The organism is Bacillus sp. LJBV19 (assembly GCF_017797845.1).
In the GTDB taxonomy this organism is placed as follows: Bacteria; Bacillota; Bacilli; order Bacillales; family Bacillaceae; genus Bacillus; species Bacillus velezensis.
In genome coordinates this window covers 661,494-681,752 of record NZ_CP072563.1, presented here as the reverse complement: position 1 = coordinate 681,752, position 20,259 = coordinate 661,494, and the positions used below count along the sequence as shown (strand labels likewise).

General features: G+C 49.5%; 17 protein-coding genes. 2 read left to right on the top strand and 15 right to left on the bottom strand.

Annotated features, from left to right (window positions below; translation table 11 throughout):
• Positions 1–12 precede the first annotated feature (12 nt).
• The 3 genes from ligA to pcrB are packed head-to-tail and all read right to left on the bottom strand — an operon-like array spanning position 13 to position 5,010.
• On the bottom strand, positions 13–2,019 hold the full coding sequence (gene ligA / locus J6600_RS03455; protein WP_209388318.1) for an NAD-dependent DNA ligase LigA: 2,007 nt from the start codon (positions 2,017–2,019) through the stop codon (positions 13–15).
• 24 nt (positions 2,020–2,043) lie between these two features.
• A complete protein-coding gene (gene pcrA / locus J6600_RS03450; protein ID WP_209387967.1) occupies positions 2,044–4,263 on the bottom strand; it encodes a DNA helicase PcrA in 2,220 nt (739 codons plus the stop codon).
• 57 nt (positions 4,264–4,320) lie between these two features.
• Complete coding sequence (pcrB, locus tag J6600_RS03445) at positions 4,321–5,010, bottom strand: heptaprenylglyceryl phosphate synthase (protein WP_003155740.1); 690 nt, start codon at positions 5,008–5,010, stop codon at positions 4,321–4,323.
• Positions 5,011–5,205: 195 nt separating this feature from the next.
• Here pcrB and J6600_RS03440 point away from each other — a divergent pair, with 195 nt between their 5' ends.
• A complete protein-coding gene (locus J6600_RS03440) occupies positions 5,206–6,780 on the top strand; it encodes an FMN-binding glutamate synthase family protein (RefSeq protein WP_209387966.1) in 1,575 nt (524 codons plus the stop codon).
• A 35-nt stretch (positions 6,781–6,815) separates the two neighbouring features.
• Here J6600_RS03440 and J6600_RS03435 read toward each other — a convergent pair whose 3' ends face one another.
• Genes J6600_RS03435 through J6600_RS03425 form a run of 3 tightly spaced genes read right to left on the bottom strand, consistent with a single transcriptional unit; the run spans position 6,816 to position 9,892 of the window.
• On the bottom strand, positions 6,816–7,127 hold the full coding sequence (locus J6600_RS03435; RefSeq protein ID WP_003155745.1) for a YerC/YecD family TrpR-related protein: 312 nt from the start codon (positions 7,125–7,127) through the stop codon (positions 6,816–6,818).
• Positions 7,128–7,129: 2 nt separating this feature from the next.
• The gene (locus J6600_RS03430; protein ID WP_209387965.1) at positions 7,130–8,125 is read right to left on the bottom strand and encodes a DUF3048 domain-containing protein; all 996 of its coding nucleotides are present in this window, start codon (positions 8,123–8,125) and stop codon (positions 7,130–7,132) included.
• A 24-nt stretch (positions 8,126–8,149) separates the two neighbouring features.
• The gene (locus J6600_RS03425; protein WP_053285247.1) at positions 8,150–9,892 is read right to left on the bottom strand and encodes an adenine deaminase; all 1,743 of its coding nucleotides are present in this window, start codon (positions 9,890–9,892) and stop codon (positions 8,150–8,152) included.
• Between the two features lie 121 nt (positions 9,893–10,013).
• On the opposite strand from J6600_RS03425, the gene J6600_RS03420 reads away from it, so the two are divergent.
• Positions 10,014–10,244, top strand: coding sequence for a YgaP family membrane protein (locus J6600_RS03420; protein ID WP_017419030.1), 231 nt, complete (start codon positions 10,014–10,016; stop codon positions 10,242–10,244).
• 156 nt (positions 10,245–10,400) lie between these two features.
• On the opposite strand, the gene purD is transcribed toward J6600_RS03420, so the two are convergent.
• The 9 genes from purD to purC form a co-directional block, all read right to left on the bottom strand.
• The gene (purD, locus tag J6600_RS03415; RefSeq protein ID WP_094296461.1) at positions 10,401–11,669 is read right to left on the bottom strand and encodes a phosphoribosylamine--glycine ligase; all 1,269 of its coding nucleotides are present in this window, start codon (positions 11,667–11,669) and stop codon (positions 10,401–10,403) included.
• A 15-nt stretch (positions 11,670–11,684) separates the two neighbouring features.
• Complete coding sequence (gene purH, locus J6600_RS03410) at positions 11,685–13,223, bottom strand: bifunctional phosphoribosylaminoimidazolecarboxamide formyltransferase/IMP cyclohydrolase (protein WP_209387964.1); 1,539 nt, start codon at positions 13,221–13,223, stop codon at positions 11,685–11,687.
• Entirely contained in the window at positions 13,220–13,807 is a 588-nt protein-coding gene (gene purN, locus J6600_RS03405; protein ID WP_007408902.1) for a phosphoribosylglycinamide formyltransferase, read from the bottom strand. Before purN ends, purH begins: the two co-directional genes overlap by 4 nt.
• Positions 13,804–14,844, bottom strand: coding sequence for a phosphoribosylformylglycinamidine cyclo-ligase (gene purM, locus J6600_RS03400; protein WP_007609857.1), 1,041 nt, complete (start codon positions 14,842–14,844; stop codon positions 13,804–13,806). Before purM ends, purN begins: the two co-directional genes overlap by 4 nt.
• Positions 14,845–14,935: 91 nt before the next feature.
• Positions 14,936–16,366 (bottom strand): amidophosphoribosyltransferase, encoded by a 1,431-nt coding sequence (gene purF, locus J6600_RS03395; protein ID WP_209387963.1) that lies wholly within the window; start codon positions 16,364–16,366, stop codon positions 14,936–14,938.
• Positions 16,342–18,570, bottom strand: a complete 2,229-nt coding sequence (gene purL / locus J6600_RS03390) for a phosphoribosylformylglycinamidine synthase subunit PurL (RefSeq protein ID WP_209387962.1) — start codon at positions 18,568–18,570, stop codon at positions 16,342–16,344. Before purL ends, purF begins: the two co-directional genes overlap by 25 nt.
• Positions 18,554–19,237: a phosphoribosylformylglycinamidine synthase subunit PurQ gene (gene purQ / locus J6600_RS03385; protein ID WP_014417103.1), complete on the bottom strand. Its 684-nt coding sequence runs from the start codon at positions 19,235–19,237 to the stop codon at positions 18,554–18,556. The genes purL and purQ overlap by 17 nt, the downstream gene beginning before the upstream one ends.
• Positions 19,234–19,488 carry a phosphoribosylformylglycinamidine synthase subunit PurS gene (gene purS / locus J6600_RS03380; RefSeq protein WP_003155758.1) on the bottom strand — a complete coding sequence of 85 codons (255 nt, stop codon included), beginning with the start codon at positions 19,486–19,488 and terminating at the stop codon, positions 19,234–19,236. The genes purQ and purS overlap by 4 nt, the downstream gene beginning before the upstream one ends.
• Positions 19,488–20,207 carry a phosphoribosylaminoimidazolesuccinocarboxamide synthase gene (gene purC, locus J6600_RS03375; RefSeq protein ID WP_007609852.1) on the bottom strand — a complete coding sequence of 240 codons (720 nt, stop codon included), beginning with the start codon at positions 20,205–20,207 and terminating at the stop codon, positions 19,488–19,490. Before purC ends, purS begins: the two co-directional genes overlap by 1 nt.
• Positions 20,208–20,259 lie beyond the last annotated feature (52 nt).

Below are 20,259 nucleotides of genomic sequence, written 5' to 3'. Positions count from 1 at the left end.
AAAACACTCCTCTTATTTCTTTAGCTCTCCCAATAGCTGTGCTTCATTCCATACTTCAATGTTTAATTCCTTCGCTTTTGTCAGCTTGCTTCCGGCCGCTTCTCCGGCAATCAGCAAGTCTGTTTTTTTGCTGACAGATCCCGTCAGCTTTCCGCCGAGCGCTTCAATCTGCGCCTTGGCTTCATTTCTGGACAGCTCTTCAAGCTTTCCGGTTAACACGATGGTTTTGCCGGCAAAATAAGAGTCGCTGTCCTCCGCTTTTACTTTTTTCGGGCCTTTGTAGAGTGTGTTCACACCGAGTTCCTCAAGTTCATTCAATAGCTCAAGCATTTCTTCTTTACAGAAATAGGTGACAACGGCATCGGCCATCTTTTCGCCGATTTCATCTACCGCAAGCAGCTCTTCTTCCGTGGCTTGTTTCAGATTTTCCAGGCTTTCAAAATGCATGGCGAGTGTTTTGGCCGCTTTTGAGCCGATAAAACGGATGCCGAGACCGAACAGCAGGCGTTCCAGCGAATTCTCTTTAGACTTTTGGATGGAGCTGATCAGATTGTCAGTTGATTTTTCCCCCATCCGCTCAAGCCGGATGACCTGCTCTTTCGTCAGCTTATACAAATCAGCGACATTACGGACGAGATGTTCACGGAAAAGCTGTGTGATGACACGTTCTCCGAGTCCGTCAATATTCATCGCGTTGCGTGAGACAAAGTGAATCAGGCCTTCTCTGATCTGCGCCGGACATTCCGGATTGATGCAGCGCAGCGCGACTTCTCCTTCGATGCGCACTAGCTCGCTTTCGCACTCAGGACAGCTGGTCGGCATATTGAATTCTTTTTCTTCCCCGGTCCGCTGTTCGATTAAGACATTGACGACCTCAGGGATGATGTCGCCCGCTTTTTTGACGACCACTTTATCGAGAATGCGGATATCCTTCTCTTTAATTAAATCTTCGTTATGAAGGGATGCTCTTGAGACCGTCGTTCCCGCGACTTTTACCGGTTCCAGAACGGCGGTCGGCGTAATGACGCCCGTTCTTCCGACATTCAGTTCGATATCGAGAAGTTTTGTTACGACCTCTTCCGCCGGGAATTTATAAGCAATCGCCCAGCGCGGGCTTTTTGCCGTATACCCGAGCTCTTCCTGCTGGTCGAGCGAATCGACTTTGATGACGATTCCGTCAATTTCATACGGGAGATCGGCCCGCTTCGCCTGCAGCTCTTCGATCATTTCAATGACTTCATCTATCGTGGCGCATTTTTTCCGTTCCTGGTTTGTTTTAAAACCGAGCTCATCCAGAAAATCCAGGCCCTGACTCTGTGTTTCCACACCCATTTCGTCAAGCTCCGCTATACTGTAGACGAAGATGTCAAGATTTCGTTTCGCTGCAATTTTCGGATCGAGCTGTCTGAGTGAGCCCGCAGCCGCGTTCCGGGGATTGGCGAACGGCTCCTCTTCATGTTTCAGCCTTTCTTCATTGAGGGCTTCAAATGACTGTTTCGGCATGTACGCCTCTCCGCGCACTTCTATGGAAAGATTCCGTTTCATTTTCAGCGGAATGTTGCGGATCGTTTTTAAGTTTTCCGTGATATCTTCGCCCGTCGTTCCGTCTCCTCTTGTCGCGCCTCTGACGAAATAGCCGTCTTCATAACGGAGAGAAACAGCAAGACCGTCTATTTTCAGCTCCACATTATAAGCGACGCCGTCACCGACAGCCTGACGGACGCGGCGGTCAAAATCGCGGAGATCATCATCGTTAAATGCGTTGCCGAGACTGAGCATCGGCGTGCCGTGCTGCACCTTTTGAAACGATTCAAGCACCGCTCCCCCGACCCGCTGTGTGGGCGAATCAGGCGTTCTGAGCTCCGGGTGCTCTTCCTCTATGGCAATCAGCTCCTGCATCAGTCTGTCGTACTCGGAATCCGGCACGCTCGGTTCATCTAAGGTGTAATATTCATAACTGTACTGATCGATGGTGCGGCGCAATTCTTCTGCCCGGTGTTTCGCTGTTTCTTTGTCCATCATGTTCTTCCTTTCCTCTTCAGGTTACTGCTTTTCAATCGGCGCAAAAGCGGCAAGCAGACGCTTCACGCCGACTGGGCTCGGGAATGCGATATCAAGCTCGGTGCTTTCGCCTTCTCCTTTTACGCTGACAACCGTTCCGGTGCCCCATTTTTTATGGCCCGCTTTATCGCCGACCGCCCAGCTGAGCGAGTCGCCGCCTGTTTTGTTCGCATAGGAAACGGGACGGGATACGGGCCCGCGTTTTGGCTGCACTTTTCTTCCCGGCTGCATGCGCGGGGTTTTCTTCTCATTTAGGTTCTCCAATAAATCGCCAGGTATTTCCCTGATAAAGCGGGATTCCGGATTCATATTGGTGCGGCCGAATAAGGTGCGCATTTTGGCATTTGTTAAATACAGTTCTTCTTCCGCCCTCGTAATGCCTACATATGCGAGCCTGCGTTCTTCTTCCATCTCGGCTTCTTCCATCAGGGAGCGGCTGTGCGGGAACACGCCTTCTTCCATGCCCATTAAGAACACGACAGGAAATTCAAGCCCCTTAGCGGCGTGCAGTGTCATTAAAGTGACAGCATCCTTTCCGCCTGATTCCTCTTCCTTCTCGTCGAGCTGGTCAATATCCGCGATCAGCGCCAGATCAGTCAGAAACGCGACGAGAGACTTGTCTTCGCTTTTTTGTTCGAAGTTTTTCGTCACGGAAAGAAACTCGTCGATATTTTCAAGGCGGCTTTGGGCTTCGATGGATTTTTCGGCCTTCAGCATTTCTCTGTATTCCGTTTTCTCGAGAATTTCTTCCGTGAGATCCGTAATGGACAGGTAATCCTGCATATTCGTCAGATTTTCAATCATCGCGCCAAAGCCGTCAAGCGCGTTTGCCGCTTTCGCGCTGACGCCGATGAAATCAACCTGTTTGATCGCTTGGAACATTGACATTCCGTTCATCGCCGCATATGAAGCGATTTTTTCTAGTGAAGTTGCGCCGACGCCCCGCTTCGGCACATTGACGATCCGCGTAAAACTGATGTCGTCGTCCGGGTTTGACACAAGTCGCAGGTATGCGAGAATGTCTTTAATTTCTTTCCTGTCGTAGAACTTGGTTCCGCCGACGATATTGTAGTTCAGACCGGATTTTAAAAGGGTTTCCTCAATGACGCGCGACTGGGCGTTTGTCCGGTATAAAATCGCGATATCGGAAAGCTTCCGCCGGCCCGAGCTGTGCAGCTCATAAATTTTGCCTGCGACGAATTGGCCTTCGCCGAATTCATTGTCTCCGCTGTAATAAGAAAGCTTGATGCCTTCGTCATTTTCCGTCCACAGGTTTTTCGGCTTGCGGTTTGAGTTGTTTTTGATCACTTCGTTAGCCGCTTGCAGAATACGCTTTGTTGAGCGGTAGTTTTGCTCGAGCAGAATCACGTTTGCGCTCGGGTAATCTTTTTCAAAGGAAAGGATATTCGCGATATCCGCCCCGCGCCATCTGTAAATGGACTGGTCGGAGTCACCGACGACGCAGATATTTTCAAGACGGGCCGCAAGCTGCTTCACAAGCAGGTATTGCGCCCTGTTCGTATCCTGATACTCGTCTACGTGAATGTACTGGAATTTGCGCTGATAAAACTCAAGCACTTCCGGCACACGCTCGAAAAGCTTAATCGTCGTCATGATTAAATCATCAAAATCGAGCGATTGGTTTTTCAGCAGTTTTTTCTGATAATCGGTATACACGTCACTCGTGACCTGATCGTAGTAGCCGCCGGCCGTTTTTGCGAATTCCTCAGGTTCGATCAGCTCGTTTTTTGCGCTGCTGATGGAGCCTAAAATACTTCTCGGATCAAACTTTTTCGGATCGATATTCCGCTCTTTCAGAATCCCTTTAATAACGGAAAGCTGATCAGCCGTATCAAGAATGGAGAAATTTCGGTTGATGCCGATTCTGTCAATATCCCTGCGCAGAATCCGCACGCACATGCTGTGGAAAGTGGATATCCAGATTTCATCCGCGCCGGGTCCGAGAATGCTCTCCACCCGCTCCTTCATTTCTCTGGCGGCTTTATTTGTAAATGTAATCGCCAGAATGTTCCATGGCGCCACGTGTTTTTCCGCCATTAAGTATGCGATTCTGTGCGTCAGCACACGTGTTTTTCCGCTTCCCGCGCCCGCCATCAGAAGCAGCGGACCGTCCGTCGTCTTGACCGCTTCCTGCTGAACGGGATTTAATCCGCTTAATAATTGATTGCTAATGTAATTCATATCCGTTCACCGCCTATCAAACATATGTTCTATCATAAATCAATTTCGTCCGCTTGGCTACTTTGTCTTTACAGCCGCCACTGTTTTAAGCGCCTGATCAAAATCTTCATATACGGCATTTCCGACAACGATGACATCGGCATGACGGCCGAACCGTTCCGCCGTTTCCGCGTCTTTAATGCCGCCTCCGTAAAACAGGACGGACTTGTCCAGCACAGCCTTCGTTTTCTCCACCGTTTCTATGTCCGCCAGCATCCCGCTGTATTCCAGATAAAAAATCGGGAGATGAAGCAAATGTTCCGCGACCCGCGCATAGGCGAGAATATCTTCTGTTTCTATATGTGTATCCGCCTCCGTCAAAGCGGCCGCCTTACAATCAGGGTTGACGATGCAGTAGCCCTCCGTCACGATTTCCTCCATTGACATGAGCTCTCCGTATTCTTTCATCGCCTGATGATGCATGCCGACAATCCAGTCCGCCTTTTTGCTGTTGAGCACACTCGGAATGAAATAAAGATCAAACCCGGGCACAATGGAATCAATCGTCGACACCTCAAGTACGCACGGCACTAAAAACCGCCGCACCTTTGACATCAGTCTCAGCACATTGTCCTCGGTGATATTGTCGCTTCCTCCGATCACAATGGCGTCAGTCCCTGATTCACAAAGCCGTTCCAGCTGTTCATCCGGTAAATCTTTATTCGGATCGAGTTTAAAAACATGCTTCCACTCGTTAACATCGTACATGCGTTTTCGTTCCTCCATTCGTTTCTTGCCATTTAAACATTATAACAAATTCGTTTGGCCCGGAAAAACGGAAAAAGACGTCATTCACCTGATTCACAAAAAAAGATTGCGCTCCGCCGGACGGGAAACGGCTATGTTTGAAAACAGACAATATGTGGAATGTCAAAGAGAAAAAAGACAAGGAGTCTGATCTCAATGGAACAAGCCATTATCGTACTGATTTGTATATTGATCTTTATTATTTTAGTTCCCGCCGCATTGTTTTTCTGGATATACATAAGAGACGAAAAGCAGGAAGAACATTCAGTGCTGCGCAATTATCCCGTAGCGGGAAAACTGCGCTATATATTTGAAAAAATCGGACCTGAGCTGCGGCAGTATTTATTCAGCAATGATAACGAAGAACAGCCGTTTTCCCGGAGAGAATATGAACAGACGGTCATGTCGGGAAAGTATAAAAGCAGAATGATGGGCTTCGGCTCAGAACGGGATTTCGATCAGCCGGGCTATTATATCCGTAACGCTCTCTTCCCGAAACAAAGGGAGGAGCTGCGCGCAGATCAGACGCCGAAGATCGACACGATGGTATACAAGATTGACAAAGACAACCTGCTGAAACGCAGCGAACACCGCGAAAAAGCAAAGGCGGACCCTTATTACCTGCATCCGGACGATGTGCAAGTGATCGGCCGCGATACATGCAAGAAGCCGTTTTATGTGAAAGGGTTAATCGGACAATCAGCGATGAGCTACGGCTCACTTGGCGACCGGGCAATTACCGCCCTGTCAAAAGGGCTGCACCAGGCCGGCGGCACATGGATGAATACAGGCGAAGGCGGCCTGTCTGAGTATCACCTGAAAGGCGGCGCGGATATTATCTGCCAAATCGGTCCCGGGCTGTTCGGCGTCCGCACCGAAGAAGGAGAATTTTCGTGGGAAGAATTTAAGAAAAAAAGCCGCCTCGAGCAGATTAAAGCCTTTGAATTAAAGCTTGCGCAAGGGGCGAAAGCAAGAGGCGGGCATATTGACGGTTCAAAGGTGACCGAAGAAATTGCCGCCATCAGAAATGTACAGCCCGGTCAATCCATTGACAGCCCAAACCGCTTCAACGAGTTCTCAAATGTTCCGGACATGCTTGATTTCATTGAGAAATTAAGGACTGTCGGTGAAAAACCGGTCGGCATCAAAATTGTCCCGGGCAGCCGCAAAGACCTTGAAGACCTTATTTCCTGTATGAGTTCATCAGGCAAACTTCCCGACTTTATTACGATTGACGGCAGTGAAGGGGGAACGGGAGCTTCTTTCCATGAGCTGGCGGATTCCGTCGGCCTGCCGATTCTGACCGGCCTTCCCCTTGTTGACGGCCTTTTGAAGACATACGGGATAAGAGATAAGCTGAAAATTTTCGCATCCGGAAAGCTGCTCACTCCGGATAAGATTGCCGTTGCCCTCGCGTTAGGCGCGGATTTTGTCAATATTGCCCGGGGAATGATGTTTTCAGTCGGCTGTATCCGCGCTCAAGTATGCCACACCAATCATTGTCCTGTCGGAGTGGCGACAACCGATCCAAAACTTCAGCGCGCGCTCAGTATCGAGGATAAACAGCACCGCGTCTGCAACTACGTGCTCTCGTTGCGTGAAGGGCTGTTTCACCTAGCCGCCGCGGCGGGCATCAGCTCGCCGGTTCATTTCTCAGCTGAACACATCGTATACCGGGAGGAAGACGGAAGCCTGAGGGAACTTCCCGGCCTTTTGAATCCGCACGCATAAAAAAAACCGCCTGCCGTCATCGGCAGAGCGGTTTTTTACGTAGCTGAGGAGGATTCTCCTTTGTTTACGCGGTCAAGCGCCATTTCATAGGCGTCGTTACCGTAATTTAAGCAGCGCTTCACCCGGGAAATCGTCGCTGTGGAAGCACCCGTTTCGCTTTCAATTTTGTGATACGTATTTCCTTCGCGGAGCATTCTCGCCACTTCCAAACGCTGCGCCAGCGATTGGATTTCATTAATCGTACAAAGATCGTCAAAGAAACGATAGCATTCCTCCAGATCTTTCAGCGATAAAATAGATAAAAATAACTGGTCCAGTTCTTTTCCGCGTAATTTATCGATTTGCATCGTCAAACACCTTCTCCTTTACTAATGGAAGCTGCATCGAGATCAGGCACGATATTAATCCATGTCTTTCCTGGCACAAACGGAAGAATCTCACCGCCTTTTACGGGCAGAATACGGCCGTCTTTATATTCCCAGTCTGACTCCATAACATCGCCGTGCTGAAGCAGGAGGCCCTTCCCCCCTGACTTAATATCGATGGCCCGCCTTCCATCTTTGTCTGTCATGCGATGGCCGGCTTCAACAATAAAAATGTTGTGCATGGCTAAAGGCTTTCCGGTCTCCCGGTCTGTCGCTTTCACACCATCAGAGCTTCTTGTATAAGCATCAGCTTTTTTATCATAATCGTATTCGACAAGATTTGTAATGTTTTGTGTTCCATAATCTATCCGAATATTGTAGGTTTCGTTTCCGGGTTTTGCATCTGATGTCTGAAATGGGAGCGGTTCTGTTTTTCCGTTCAGCTTGTATCCTTTTTGTTCCGCCGCCTTCCTGATATTGTCATACGACGTATAGGAATTGTGGGGCGGCTTGCTGAAATCGGCTCTCCAAAACAGGCTTCCGTCAAAATCCAAACCGTTTATATAATCGTAAGCTCCGGACTCCAGCTGCTTTTTTGCGCCGGGACTCCAGCCATGATGGACAAATATGCTGTTAAACCCGCTGCTGAGCGTGACAAAATATTCCCTCGCGCTCCGCACAGGCCCGACCGTTTCCGGCATCTCACTTTGAAAAATCGCGAGAAACCGCGTAATCCGGCCCTCCGCAAGCGCTTCGATGACAACATCCGCCTTTGACAGCCCGGATTGGGGCCTCGCCTTCGGATGATTGTTCACTGCGACTGCAATCGGACGGCGTTCTGCAAGCTTCTGCTCAGTTTTCAGCCCCGTTAAAGGAGCTTCCGCTTCTTTCGGCTGCACCTGATCGGCATTGTTCTGCCGGCAGGCGGCAAGCAGCAAAAACGCAAAACAAAGCATACAAACGGTTTTACATCTTTTCATATGTCGGCTCCCTGCTTTTATATTTTAACGCATTATCGATGGAAAGAGTACAGTTTTTTTCATCACGTCGAATATTCCTCTCGGCGTAATGCGGATATAAGGCAGGTGTGTGCTCTGCAAAAAGAGCAGCGTATAGATCGGATCGCAGAATCGGTAGCCCCGCTCCTCCAGCAGCGTCCTCAGTTTTTGCTCTTTCTCAAGCACTTCTTCATAATTCTCCGCAGATGCAGAACCGTTTAAGGCGAGGGGAATCTCGTGCAGAATCTTCCCGTTTTCGGCAAGCACGATTCCGCCGCCGATTTCTTTCATCCGTGAGAAAGCGAGCAGGATATCTTCCTTATTTTTTCCGGCAGCGATAATATCTCCTGTTGTCGTGTAGGAACTGACAAAGCCCTGCACCCGATCGGCAAAACCTTTCAGCATTGTATTAACCCGCCATTTTCCATGCTTATCGAGAAGCGTGAGATAGCATTCATCATGATCAAAAGAAAGCTGGTCAACAGAATTATCAATCGCAATCATATACGGCTCCATAATGACCGCGTTGCGCATGGACACACCCATCGGCATTGAAAACTGTAAATCATCCATCGTCATATCATATGAAAGCTCAAGAGGGACAAGACCGCCCTTTTTCCAATCCGTTTCTGTAAACGCATTCATATTTCGGCCGTCTTCCCTCACCAGGATACCTTTGGAGATCACCGTGACCGGGTCAGGATTCATCGGGTCATCGAGAATGTTCAATGAAGCAAGCCGGCCCGGACCGATCACACCGAGAAAGTCGTCCATCTGATAATACTTCGCGATATTAAAGGAGGCCATATTGTAGGCGTCAATCGCCGGAACTCCTTCCTCCAAAGCGATTTTGATTAATTCATTCGTCATGCCGCCTTTATAAAAATGCGGCGTCGCTCCATCCGTCGTGTAAAAGAAATGATCATAATGCCGGAAGCCTTTTTGATGGAGATCCTGCAAAATCGTTCTCAAATCAGGGCGGATGGATGAATGTCTGAGCGAAACATAGTAGCCCAATTCAAGCCGTCTCATCACCTCGCCGCCATTCATCGCCTCGTGGTCGGAATCAGCTCCGAACAGTTTCATCTTCGTCAGTGTTTTTTCAGAGGCTCCGGGAAAATGCCCTTCTATCCGCTTGCGCAGTTTCTTTGTCGCCTGCATGCAATGAAGCATCAGGTCATCGCCGTCCATGAGGCGCGGCCATCCGGTCAATTCTCCGCCTTGAATGACATCCGGGTGCTCAATCCATTGCTTTCGGACATCAAAAGAAAGAAGCTGATCCTCATTCAGCACTTCAGTCTGCAGATCATATCTGGACCACCAGAAATATTGCACCGGCTGTTTTTTCAGTTCTTCCAATATAGTAAGCGCTTTCTTTTTACCGCTGTGCAAAAGAAAAAACAAGTTATCATTAACAAACGTCGTTGTTCCGAATTGAGACACATATTCGGCGAGCGTTTGGGGATTATATATTTGAAAAGGATGTGTATGCGGTTCAATGTAACCTGGCACAATGTATTTTCCTTCACAATTTATGGTATGAATGTGCTCTGCTGCATCAGGAAGCTCATCACCAACATATACAATTCGGTCTCCGTAAATCCAGACGTTCTTTTTCAGCCATTGTTTTAAAAAAGGATTTAATACGAGAGCATCCCGTAAAAGTAGCGTTGGAAGCAGCTTTGAGTCTACAACATCCGCCTGTGATCTGATGTCTTTATTTTTCCAGTTAAAGGTACGTTCGGACATTCACATACTCTCCTTCGCTTATATTAGACCCATCGTATCACATCCGCACAATTATCGCACGGCTAAAACGTTACAAATTATTGAAGATGAATGAAAAACTTTTTCTAAGGGAGCTGAAATGATGAAACCGAATATCAGTTTATTAAATGCCGTTATGCGCATCACTTGCGGCCTCACCATTTTGTCTGCTGCTTCAGCGAAATACACGAGAAAACCTTGGTGCAAGATGCATCTCTTCTGTATGATGATGGGCGCGATGAAAGCGGCGTCCGGCATCCTCCGCTTCTGCCCGGTGACATATATGTTCCAAACCGGAATGAATCAGGATGACAGCCATCAGCAAGAAAAATAACAAGCCGTTTCGGCTTGTTATTTAATTTCTCCTGTCCCGCGAGTCTGAGAAGAATCCGTCTATACGCCTTCATCGATGACCGGCAGGCCGACAACCTAGGCCGTCCTCAGCTTACGTAAAAAACCCCGCAGCTCGGGTGCTGCGGGGTTCTGCTTTCTATCGTTGAGAAGCTTTCAGCGCACGGGCGCCGATGTCGCTTCTGTAAAACAGCCCGGGTTTTGTCAGCCCTGAAACGGCGCTGTACACTTTATCTCTCGCCGCTTCAAATGTCTCAGCAAATGCGGTGACATTGGCGACCCGGCCGCCGTTTGTGACAAATTGACCGCCTTCTTTTTTCGTTCCGGCATGAAAAACGGCGATCCCGTCTTCAGCGGATGCCAAACTGCCGATCGGCGTGCCTTTCGCATAGCCTTCCGGATAGCCCTCGGAAGCCAGTACGACGCTGACGGCGGCGGTATCCTTCCACCTTAGGTCAACATCCTTCTCATGCAGAAGATCTAAGAGCACCTGAATGAGGTCAGATTCCATTCTCGGCACGACAACCTGTGTTTCCGGATCTCCGAAGCGCGCGTTGAATTCAATGACTTTTGATCCGTTTTCCGTCAAAATCAGCCCCGCGTACAGCACGCCCGTGAAGGAGCGTCCCTCTTTCACCATTGCTTTTGCCGCCGGCTTCACAATCGTTTCGACTGCGCTTCTGACGATATCATCGGAAATGTGCGGCACCGGTGAGTAGGCGCCCATTCCGCCCGTATTCGGCCCTTTGTCTCCATCGAAGGCGCGTTTATGATCTTGAGCGATTACCATCGGATAGACGGTCTCCCCTTTTACAAACGCCATTAAAGAAAATTCTTCGCCGGCGAGGAACTCTTCAATGACAACAGATGCGCTCGCCTCGCCGAATTTCTCATCTTCAAGAAAATCGTGCAGGCATTCAATCGCTTCTTCTTCCGTCATCGCGACCGTGACACCTTTTCCGGCGGCAAGCCCGTCTGCTTTAATGACAATCGGCGCGCCTTTTTGCTGCACATATGCTTTCGCCTCTTCAAATGAAGTAAACGTCTCATATTCCGCCGTCGGAATGCCGTATTTTTTCATTAAATCCTTGGCAAACTGTTTGCTTCCTTCAATGATTGCCGCTTTTTCAGACGGTCCGAAAACAAGCAGTCCGGCTTTTTCAAACTCGTCCGCTATTCCTTCAATCAGAGGAACTTCAGGGCCGATAATCGTCAGCCCGACATGATGTTCTTTCGCAAACGCAATGAGTGCGGCATGATCGCTTTCTTCAATGTTGGCCAGCGTCGCGCAGTCTGCCATACCGTCATTTCCGGGCGCGGCGTACACCGTGTCAACAAGCGGGCTTTGCGCCGCTTTCCAAGCCAATGTATGCTCTCTGCCGCCTTTTCCGATAATCAATACATTCACGCTTCGTTCCCCCTCTTAATGTTTGAAATGTCTGATGCCGGTGAATACCATGGCGATCCCGTATTCATCCGCTTTTTTAATCGAATCTTCATCGCGGACCGATCCGCCTGGCTGGATAATCGCCGTGACACCGGCTTTTGCGGCTTCTTCGACTGTATCCGGCATCGGGAAAAACGCGTCTGATCCGAGCGCGCTGCCTTTTGCTTTTTCTCCGGCCTGCTCAATGGCGATTTTAGCTGAACCGACGCGATTCATCTGTCCTGCGCCCACACCGACCGTCATATGGTCTTTTGCAAGAACGATAGCGTTGGATTTCACGTGTTTGACGACTTTCCAGGCGAGCTTCAGATCTTCCCATTCCTGCTCGTTCGGCTCTCTTTTTGTCGGGATGCTGATGTTGGCGTCATCAAATCCATGGACGTCTAAATCTTGAATCAAAAGGCCGCCCTGTACGGATGTCAGCTGTTTTTCTTTCTTCCCTGATGCGGTCACGTCAAGCGTGAGCAGACGAAGGTTTTTCTTCGCCGTCAGCACGTTCAGCGCTTCTTCACTGAAAGAAGGGGCGATAATGATTTCTAAAAAGATGCCGTGAAGGGCTTCAGCCGTTGCCTGATCAACTTCACGGTTCAGCGCGATGATGCCGCCGAAAATGGAGGTTTTATCAGCTTCATACGCTTTATTGAATGCTTCCTCAATTGAAGCTCCCGTACCGACTCCGCACGGATTCATATGTTTAACGGCAACAGCTGCGGGTTCTGTAAACTCCCGGACGATTTGAACGGCCGCATCCGCGTCCTTAATATTGTTGTAAGAAAGCTCTTTGCCGTGAAGCTGTTTTGCCGCCGCGATGGAACCGGAGACAGGAAGTGCGCTTTGATAGAAAACAGCCTCTTGGTGAGGGTTTTCGCCGTAGCGGAGCGATTGTTTTTTCTCAAATGTAACGGTGAATTGCTCAGGGTCTTTCTCACCGGCCTCGCGTGTTAAGTAATCAGCGATTAATGCGTCGTATGCCGCGGTATGGCGGAATACTTTGGCCGCAAGCTCGCGTTTTCTTTTAAGCGAAACGCCGCCGTGTTCTTTAATCTCATTGAGCACAGAGCTGTAATCGGCCGGATCTGTGATGACCGTCACATCCTGATGGTTTTTCGATGCGGCGCGCAGCATGCCGGGGCCGCCGATATCAATGTTTTCTATCGCTTCATCGTATGTTACATCTTCTTTTGAAATCGTTTCTTTAAACGGATAAAGGTTGACAACCACAAGGTCAATCGGTGCAATGCCGTGCTCATTGATCTGCGCCATATGCTCTTCATTGTCTCTTACGGCAAGCAGGCCGCCGTGAATATTAGGATGGAGCGTTTTTAACCGTCCGTCCATAATTTCAGGAAATCCGGTGACTTCTGAAATGCCGATGACATCCACACCGTTTTCCTGGAGAAGTTTTTTTGTTCCTCCGGTCGAAATGACTTCGACGCCGAGCTCTGTCAGTTCCTTTACGAAAGGTACGAGATTTGTTTTATCAGAAACACTGATTAGTGCGCGTTTGATTGTCATGCCTTTTCACCTCTGTTATTTAGTCCCAGCAGCTGTTTCACAACGCTCGGATACCATTTGTGCTCAAGCTCGTGTATTGTATGCTCTATGTCTTCAAGCGTATCGTTTTCCTGTATTTCGAATGCTTTTTGCGCGATAATCGGTCCTGTGTCCATGCCTTCGTCGACGTAATGAACGGTAATGCCCGCCACTTTCACACCGGCCCGATACGCCTGTCCGACAGCGTCAATCCCGGGGAATGCCGGAAGAAGCGAGGGATGTATATTAATAATGCGGCCCCCGTATGCTTCAAGCAGCGTATCTCCAATCAGTCTCATATAGCCGGCGAGAACGATTAATTCCGCCCCGTGCAGGCGCAGCTGTTCAATAACGGCCCGTTCAAAGGCCGCTTTGTTTTCAAAAGATGACGGTTCAAAGGCAAATGACGGAATGTGTAAAGCCTCCGCCCTTTCCACCGCCTTTGCCTGAGGCTTATCCGTCACGAGAAGCGAGAGCTCCGCATCCCACTTCTCTTCTCTCATGCGTTTGGCAATGGCCTCGAAGTTCGATCCGTTTCCTGAAGCAAATACCGCAAACTTTTTCATGAAAGAGCCGCACCGCCGAAAGAAATGCCTTCGCCCCGCTTGACCCGGCCGATCAGATAAGCCTTCTCGCCCTGAGCTTCAAGCGTGTCGATGACGTCTGTCAGGTTTTCTTCTTTAACGGCAAGGACAAAACCGATGCCCATATTAAAAACATTGAACATTTCTTCTTCTTTCAGCTTGCCGTGCTCCTGCAGAAACGGAAAAATCGGCGGGATCGGCCATGATCCGTGATCAATTTCCGCACTCAATCCGTCCGGCAGCATCCGCGGGATGTTCTCGATGAATCCTCCGCCTGTCACATGCGCCATGCCGTCCACCTTACCGCTTTTCACCGCCTTGAGCACCGGCTTCACATATATTCTCGTCGGTTCCAGCAATTCTTCTCCGAGAGGACGCGCAAACGGTTCATAGACAGTATCCAAATCAAGTCCGCCGTCATCAAGAAGCACTTTTCTCACAAGGGAAAATCCGTTGCTGTGAAGGCCGCTTGAAGTAAGTCCGATTAAGAGATGCCCCTCTTCGATATGTTCACCGGTGACGATTTCGTCTTTTTCCGCGACGCCGACTGAAAAGCCCGCAATATCGTATTCATCAGCCGTATACAGCCCCGGCATTTCCGCCGTCTCACCGCCGATAAGCGCTGATCCTGACTGCTCGCATCCGTCCGCCACGCCCTGAACGATCTGCTCAATTTTTACCGGATCAGCCTTGCCGACCGCCAAATAATCAAGGAAAAACAGCGGCTCCGCTCCTTGGGCAAGCACATCATTTACACACATCGCGACCGCATCGACGCCGATCGTGTCATGTTTATCCATTGAAAATGCGAGTTTCAGCTTGGTGCCGACACCGTCTGTTCCGGAAATTAAAACAGGCTTTTGATACGGAAGCTCTGACAGATCAAACATTCCGCCAAAACCGCCCAGGCTTCCCATAACGCCGAGCCTTTTCGTGCGCTCCACGTGTTTTTTCATTCGTTTGACGGCTTCGTATCCGGCTTCGATGTCAACTCCGGCATTTTTATAAGCATCAGACATCCCTATCACTCCTTGTCAATTCGTTTCTCCTTAAAAGGCAGAAAGAGAAAGGCAGCCTGAATTCCCGCTGCCTTTATGTCATTTTCACATTTTATTTTGTCAGCACCGCTTCTTTTACGTGAGGAAGCACTGTATCCTGATAAATTTCCGTCGGATATTTGCCCGTAAAACAAGCGAGGCATTGTCCGCAGTTGGTGTCTTCAAATGTTCGGCCGACTCCTTTTAACAATCCGTCTACACTTAAGAAAGAAAGCGTGTCAGCACCGATGATCTGGCGGATTTCTTCCACGGAATGAGAAGAAGCGATCAGCTCCTCATGGGTTGATGTGTCGATGCCGTAGAAGCACGGATGAGCGATCGGCGGTGAACTGATCTTGACGTGCACCTCTGTCGCTCCCGCTTCTCTGAGCATTGTGACAATCCGGCGGCTTGTCGTCCCGCGCACGATGGAATCATCAACCATGACGACCCGTTTTCCTTCAACAACACCGCGGACGGCGGACAGCTTCATTCTGACGCCTTGCTCGCGCAGAGCCTGTGACGGCTGGATAAACGTTCTGCCGACATAACGGTTTTTAATGAGACCGAGTTCGTACGGAATGCCCGTTGCCTCGGCATAGCCGATAGCCGCAGAAATACTGGAATCAGGCACGCCTGTGACGACATCCGCTTCAATCGCGGACTCCTGGGCAAGCATTTTTCCGAGGTTTTTCCGGGCGCTGTGCACGTTAATGCCGTCGATATTGCTGTCAGGTCTTGAGAAATAAATGTACTCCATGCTGCAGATGGAACGGTTGATATTCATGGAGAAACGCTCTGATTTCATGCCTTCATCATTGATGATCAGCATTTCGCCCGGCTCTACCTCGCGAAGGTATGTCGCGCCGACCACATCGAATGCGCACGTTTCTGATGCCACGACGTAAGCATCGCCCATCATGCCGATTGACAGCGGTCTGAGTCCGTTCGGGTCAAGCGCTACGATCATTTCTGTTTCAGTCATGATTAAAAAGGCATAAGCGCCTTTCAGCATAGACAGCGAATTTTTGATCTGATCCTTCAGCGAAAAGTGTCCGCTGCGTTTAATCAGATGAGCCAGCACTTCCGTATCGGAGGAAGTCTGAAAGATGCTCCCTTGGTTTTCAAGCTGCTGCTTCAACTGTGTGGCGTTGACCAAGTTGCCGTTATGAGCAAGCGCGAGGCTGCCGTTGTTTTGCGAACGGAACAGGAGCGGCTGGACATTTTCATATCCGCCTCCGCCTGCCGTCGCATAACGGACGTGCCCGATCGCGCCTTTTCCCTTCACTTTGCTCAGTTCGCCGTTTTGAAAAACCTCGGTAATAAGCCCCTGTCCTTTATGCGCCGTCAGTTTTTCACCGTCAGTTGCGACAATTCCCGCGCCTTCCTGTCCTCTGTGCTGGAGGCTGTGCAGGCCGTAATATGTGATCTGCGAAGCTTCTTCATGTCCCCAGATGCCAAACACACCGCATTCTTCATTCAGGCCTTTGATTTCAGCAAGCATGGAATAGCTCCTTTCCACGCGCGCTCAAGTTCTTTCGTTTGCGCGTGAACCAATTGTTGTCCGTCCTGGTTTTGAATCGCCAGAAGTCCGTCAGCCGTTACCTCACCGATATGAACCGCATCAGCCGCAGCCGCTTCAAACGCCGCTTGGTGTTCTTTTTTCACCGAAACGACGAAGCGTGATTGAGATTCAGAGAATAATAATGCCGCTTCCCCTTCTACAGTCACGTTGGCGCCAAGGTTTTCCGTCGTCATGACGCTTTCTGCAACCGCCACGCCTAAGCCGCCTTCAGACACATCATGCGCTGATTGAACGAAGCCTTTTTTAATCGCGTCAAGCAATGTTTTTTGGCGTGACAGCTCTATATCAAGATCGATTTGCGGCGCTTTGCCGTAAATGCGGCCTTCTGTCATTTTTTGCAGTTCGCTTCCGGCAAACTCAGGTTTTGTTTCGCCGATCACGTATACAAGATCCCCCGCTTGTTTGAAATGCTGTGTCGTAATATGAGCGGTATCTTCAATTAAGCCGACCATGCCGATCACAGGCGTCGGGTAGATCGCCGTTCCGTTCGATTCATTATAAAGTGATACGTTACCGCCGATGACGGGAGTGCTGAGAACATTACACGCCTCGCTGATGCCGTCGGCCGCTTTTTCGATCTGCCAGAAAATTTCAGGTTTTTCCGGGTTTCCGAAATTCAGATTATCCGTGACCGCAAGCGGTTCGGCGCCTGAGCATACGATGTTGCGCGCCGCTTCGGCAACGGCGATTTTCCCGCCTTCTTCTGGATCAAGATATAAATAACGCGCGTTGCAATCCGTCGTCATCGCCAGCGCTTTTTTCGTGCCGCGAATTCTGAGCACACCGGCGTCAGAGCCCGGAGCGACCACCGTATTTGTGCGCACCATGTAGTCATATTGATCGTACACCCACTCTTTGCTGGCGATTGTCGGCTGCTGCAGCAGGGCAAAAAGCGTCTCTGTCGCATCTTTTACTTCAGGCGCGGGAACTTCCGTTTCCTGAAACTCGCGGTAGTACGCGGGTTCTGCTGACGGCTTGTGGTATACAGGCGCTTCTTCCGCCAGCGCGTCGACCGGAAGCTCGCAAACAACCTCTCCGTTATGGCGGAGGCGGAGCATTTTATCATCCGTAACATGACCTACGGAAACCGCTTCAAGATCATATTTATCAAAAATATCGACAATTTCCTGTTCACGTCCGCGTTCAATGACGAGAAGCATGCGTTCCTGAGACTCGGAAAGCATCATTTCGTAAGCGGTCATACCTGTTTCCCGCTGCGGAATGAGATCAAGGTTCATTTCAATGCCTGAGCCGGCTTTGCTTGCCATTTCAGCACTCGAACTTGTCAGACCGGCCGCCCCCATATCCTGAATGCCGACTAAGGCGTCGCATTGGATGACTTCAAGGCATGCTTCCAGGAGAAGTTTTTCCATGAAAGGATCGCCGACCTGCACCGCGGAACGTTTTTCTTCAGATGAATCTGACATTTCTTCTGATGCGAAAGTAGCGCCGTGTATGCCGTCGCGGCCCGTTTTAGCGCCGACGTACATGACCGTGTTGCCGACACCTTTCGCCTGGCCCTTTTTAATATCTTTATGATCAATTAAGCCGACGCACATTGCATTGACAAGCGGATTGCCCTCATAGCTTGCGTCAAACTGCACTTCTCCGCCGACCGTCGGAATGCCGATACAGTTTCCGTATCCCGCGATTCCCGCCACTACTTCTTCAAACAAGTACTTCACACGAGGTGAAGTGAGCTCACCAAATCGAAGAGAGTTTAATACAGCTATCGGACGGGCTCCCATTGAGAAAACATCACGGATGATGCCGCCCACTCCCGTCGCAGCACCTTGGTATGGCTCAATCGCTGACGGGTGGTTATGAGATTCAATTTTGAACACGACCGCCTGATTGTCACCGATGTCAACGATTCCCGCGCCTTCTCCGGGACCCTGCAGCACGCGTTCGCCGCTAGTCGGGAATTTGCGTAAAACCGGTTTTGAGTTTTTATAGCTGCAGTGCTCTGACCACATGACGGAAAAAATCCCGATTTCCGTGTAGTTCGGCAATCTTCCGATAATAGATTCAATGAGTGCGAACTCGTCATCACTGACACCCATTTGCTGATAGAGTTTCTCTTCTTTTATTTGTTCTTTACTTGGTTCAAGCAGTAGCGACATGAGTTTCCCTCCAATTTTTCACGATAGACCGGAACAATGTAAGACCGTCTGCGCTGCCGAGCAGTTCATCGACTGCGCGCTCAGGGTGAGGCATCATGCCTAATACGTTGCCTTTCTCATTCACGACGCCGGCAATGCCGCTGACGCTTCCGTTAATATCGCCGCCGTATGTGAAGGCGATTTGATCGTTTTCTTTTAATCTTTCAAGCGTTTCGTCATCACAGTAGAAATTGCCTTCGCCGTGGGCAACCGGAATCGTAATCGATTGTCCTTTTTCATAGGAAGATGTGAATAACGTGCCGCTGTTCTGCACGATTAATTCAACCGGGCGGCAGATGAACTTTAAATCTTTATTGCGTCTCATCGCGCCGGGCAGAAGTCCGAGCTCCTGCAGAATCTGGAATCCGTTGCAGACGCCAAGAACCGGTTTTCCTTCGGCAGCCGCTTTTTTCACGGCCGGCATGATGTTTGCGAATCTGGCGATGGCGCCGCATCTCAAGTAGTCGCCGTATGAAAACCCGCCGGGGATGAGCACGCCGTCAAATCCGTCAAGGCTTGTTTCCTCGTGCCAGACATACTCGACTTCTTCGCCGAGTTCATCCTTTACGGCGTGGAACATATCAATATCACAGTTGGAGCCGGGTAACACAATCACCGCAAATTTCACTGTGCGACAACCTCCTCAACTTCATATCGGTAGTCTTCAATGACTGTATTGGCAAGGAGCTTTTCACACATTTCTTTCACGAGCGCGTCAAGATCGCGGTCAGATTTTTCAATCGTCAGCTCCATGTATTTTCCGATGCGCACATCCTGCACTTCATTGTAGGTCATGCTGTGCAATGCATGCTGCACCGCGCTTCCTTGAGGATCGAGCACACTTTCTTTTAAGCTGACATAAACTTTCACTTTATACATTATGAAATGCCTCCCAGTCTTTTGAAAATCTCTTCATATGCGTCGGTTAAGCTTCCCAGGTTCCGTCTGAACAAATCTTTATCGAGCTTTTCGTTTGTGTCTTTGTCCCACAGACGGCACGTGTCAGGAGAGATTTCATCCGCTAAAAGCACCCGTCCCTCTGCGTCTAAGCCGAATTCCAGCTTAAAATCTATTAATCTGACGCCGCAGTCTTCAAAAATATGCTGCAGCTCTTGATTGACCTGTTTTGTAATCGATTTGATCGTTTTGACCTGCTCAGGAGCAGCTGCTTTTAAGAGCCAGATATGATCTTCTGTGATGAGCGGATCGCCCAGCGCGTCATCCTTGTAGTAAAATTCGATAATCGGCTGCGGAAGCTCTGTTCCTTCCGGGATGCCGAGACGTTTCGACATGCTTCCGGCGGCAATGTTTCTGACCACGACTTCAAGCGGAATGATGCTCACTTTTTTGATAAGCTGCTCTGATTCTGAAACACGCTCCACAAAGTGGTTGTCAATTCCTTTGGCGTGCAGATGTTTGAAAATCAGGCTTGAAATTTCATTGTTCAGACGGCCCTTTCCGCTGATCTCCGCTTTTTTCTCACCGTTAAAGGCTGTTGCGGAATCCTTGTAGACCACGCGGAGAATCTGTTCGTCTTCAGTTTGATAAATCCGTTTCGCTTTTCCTTCATAAAGAAGATTATTGTTCACAATATTCACGGAAGGCCTCCTAACCCGAATGTTGGGAATATTCAATCTATGGCGGCTGAAG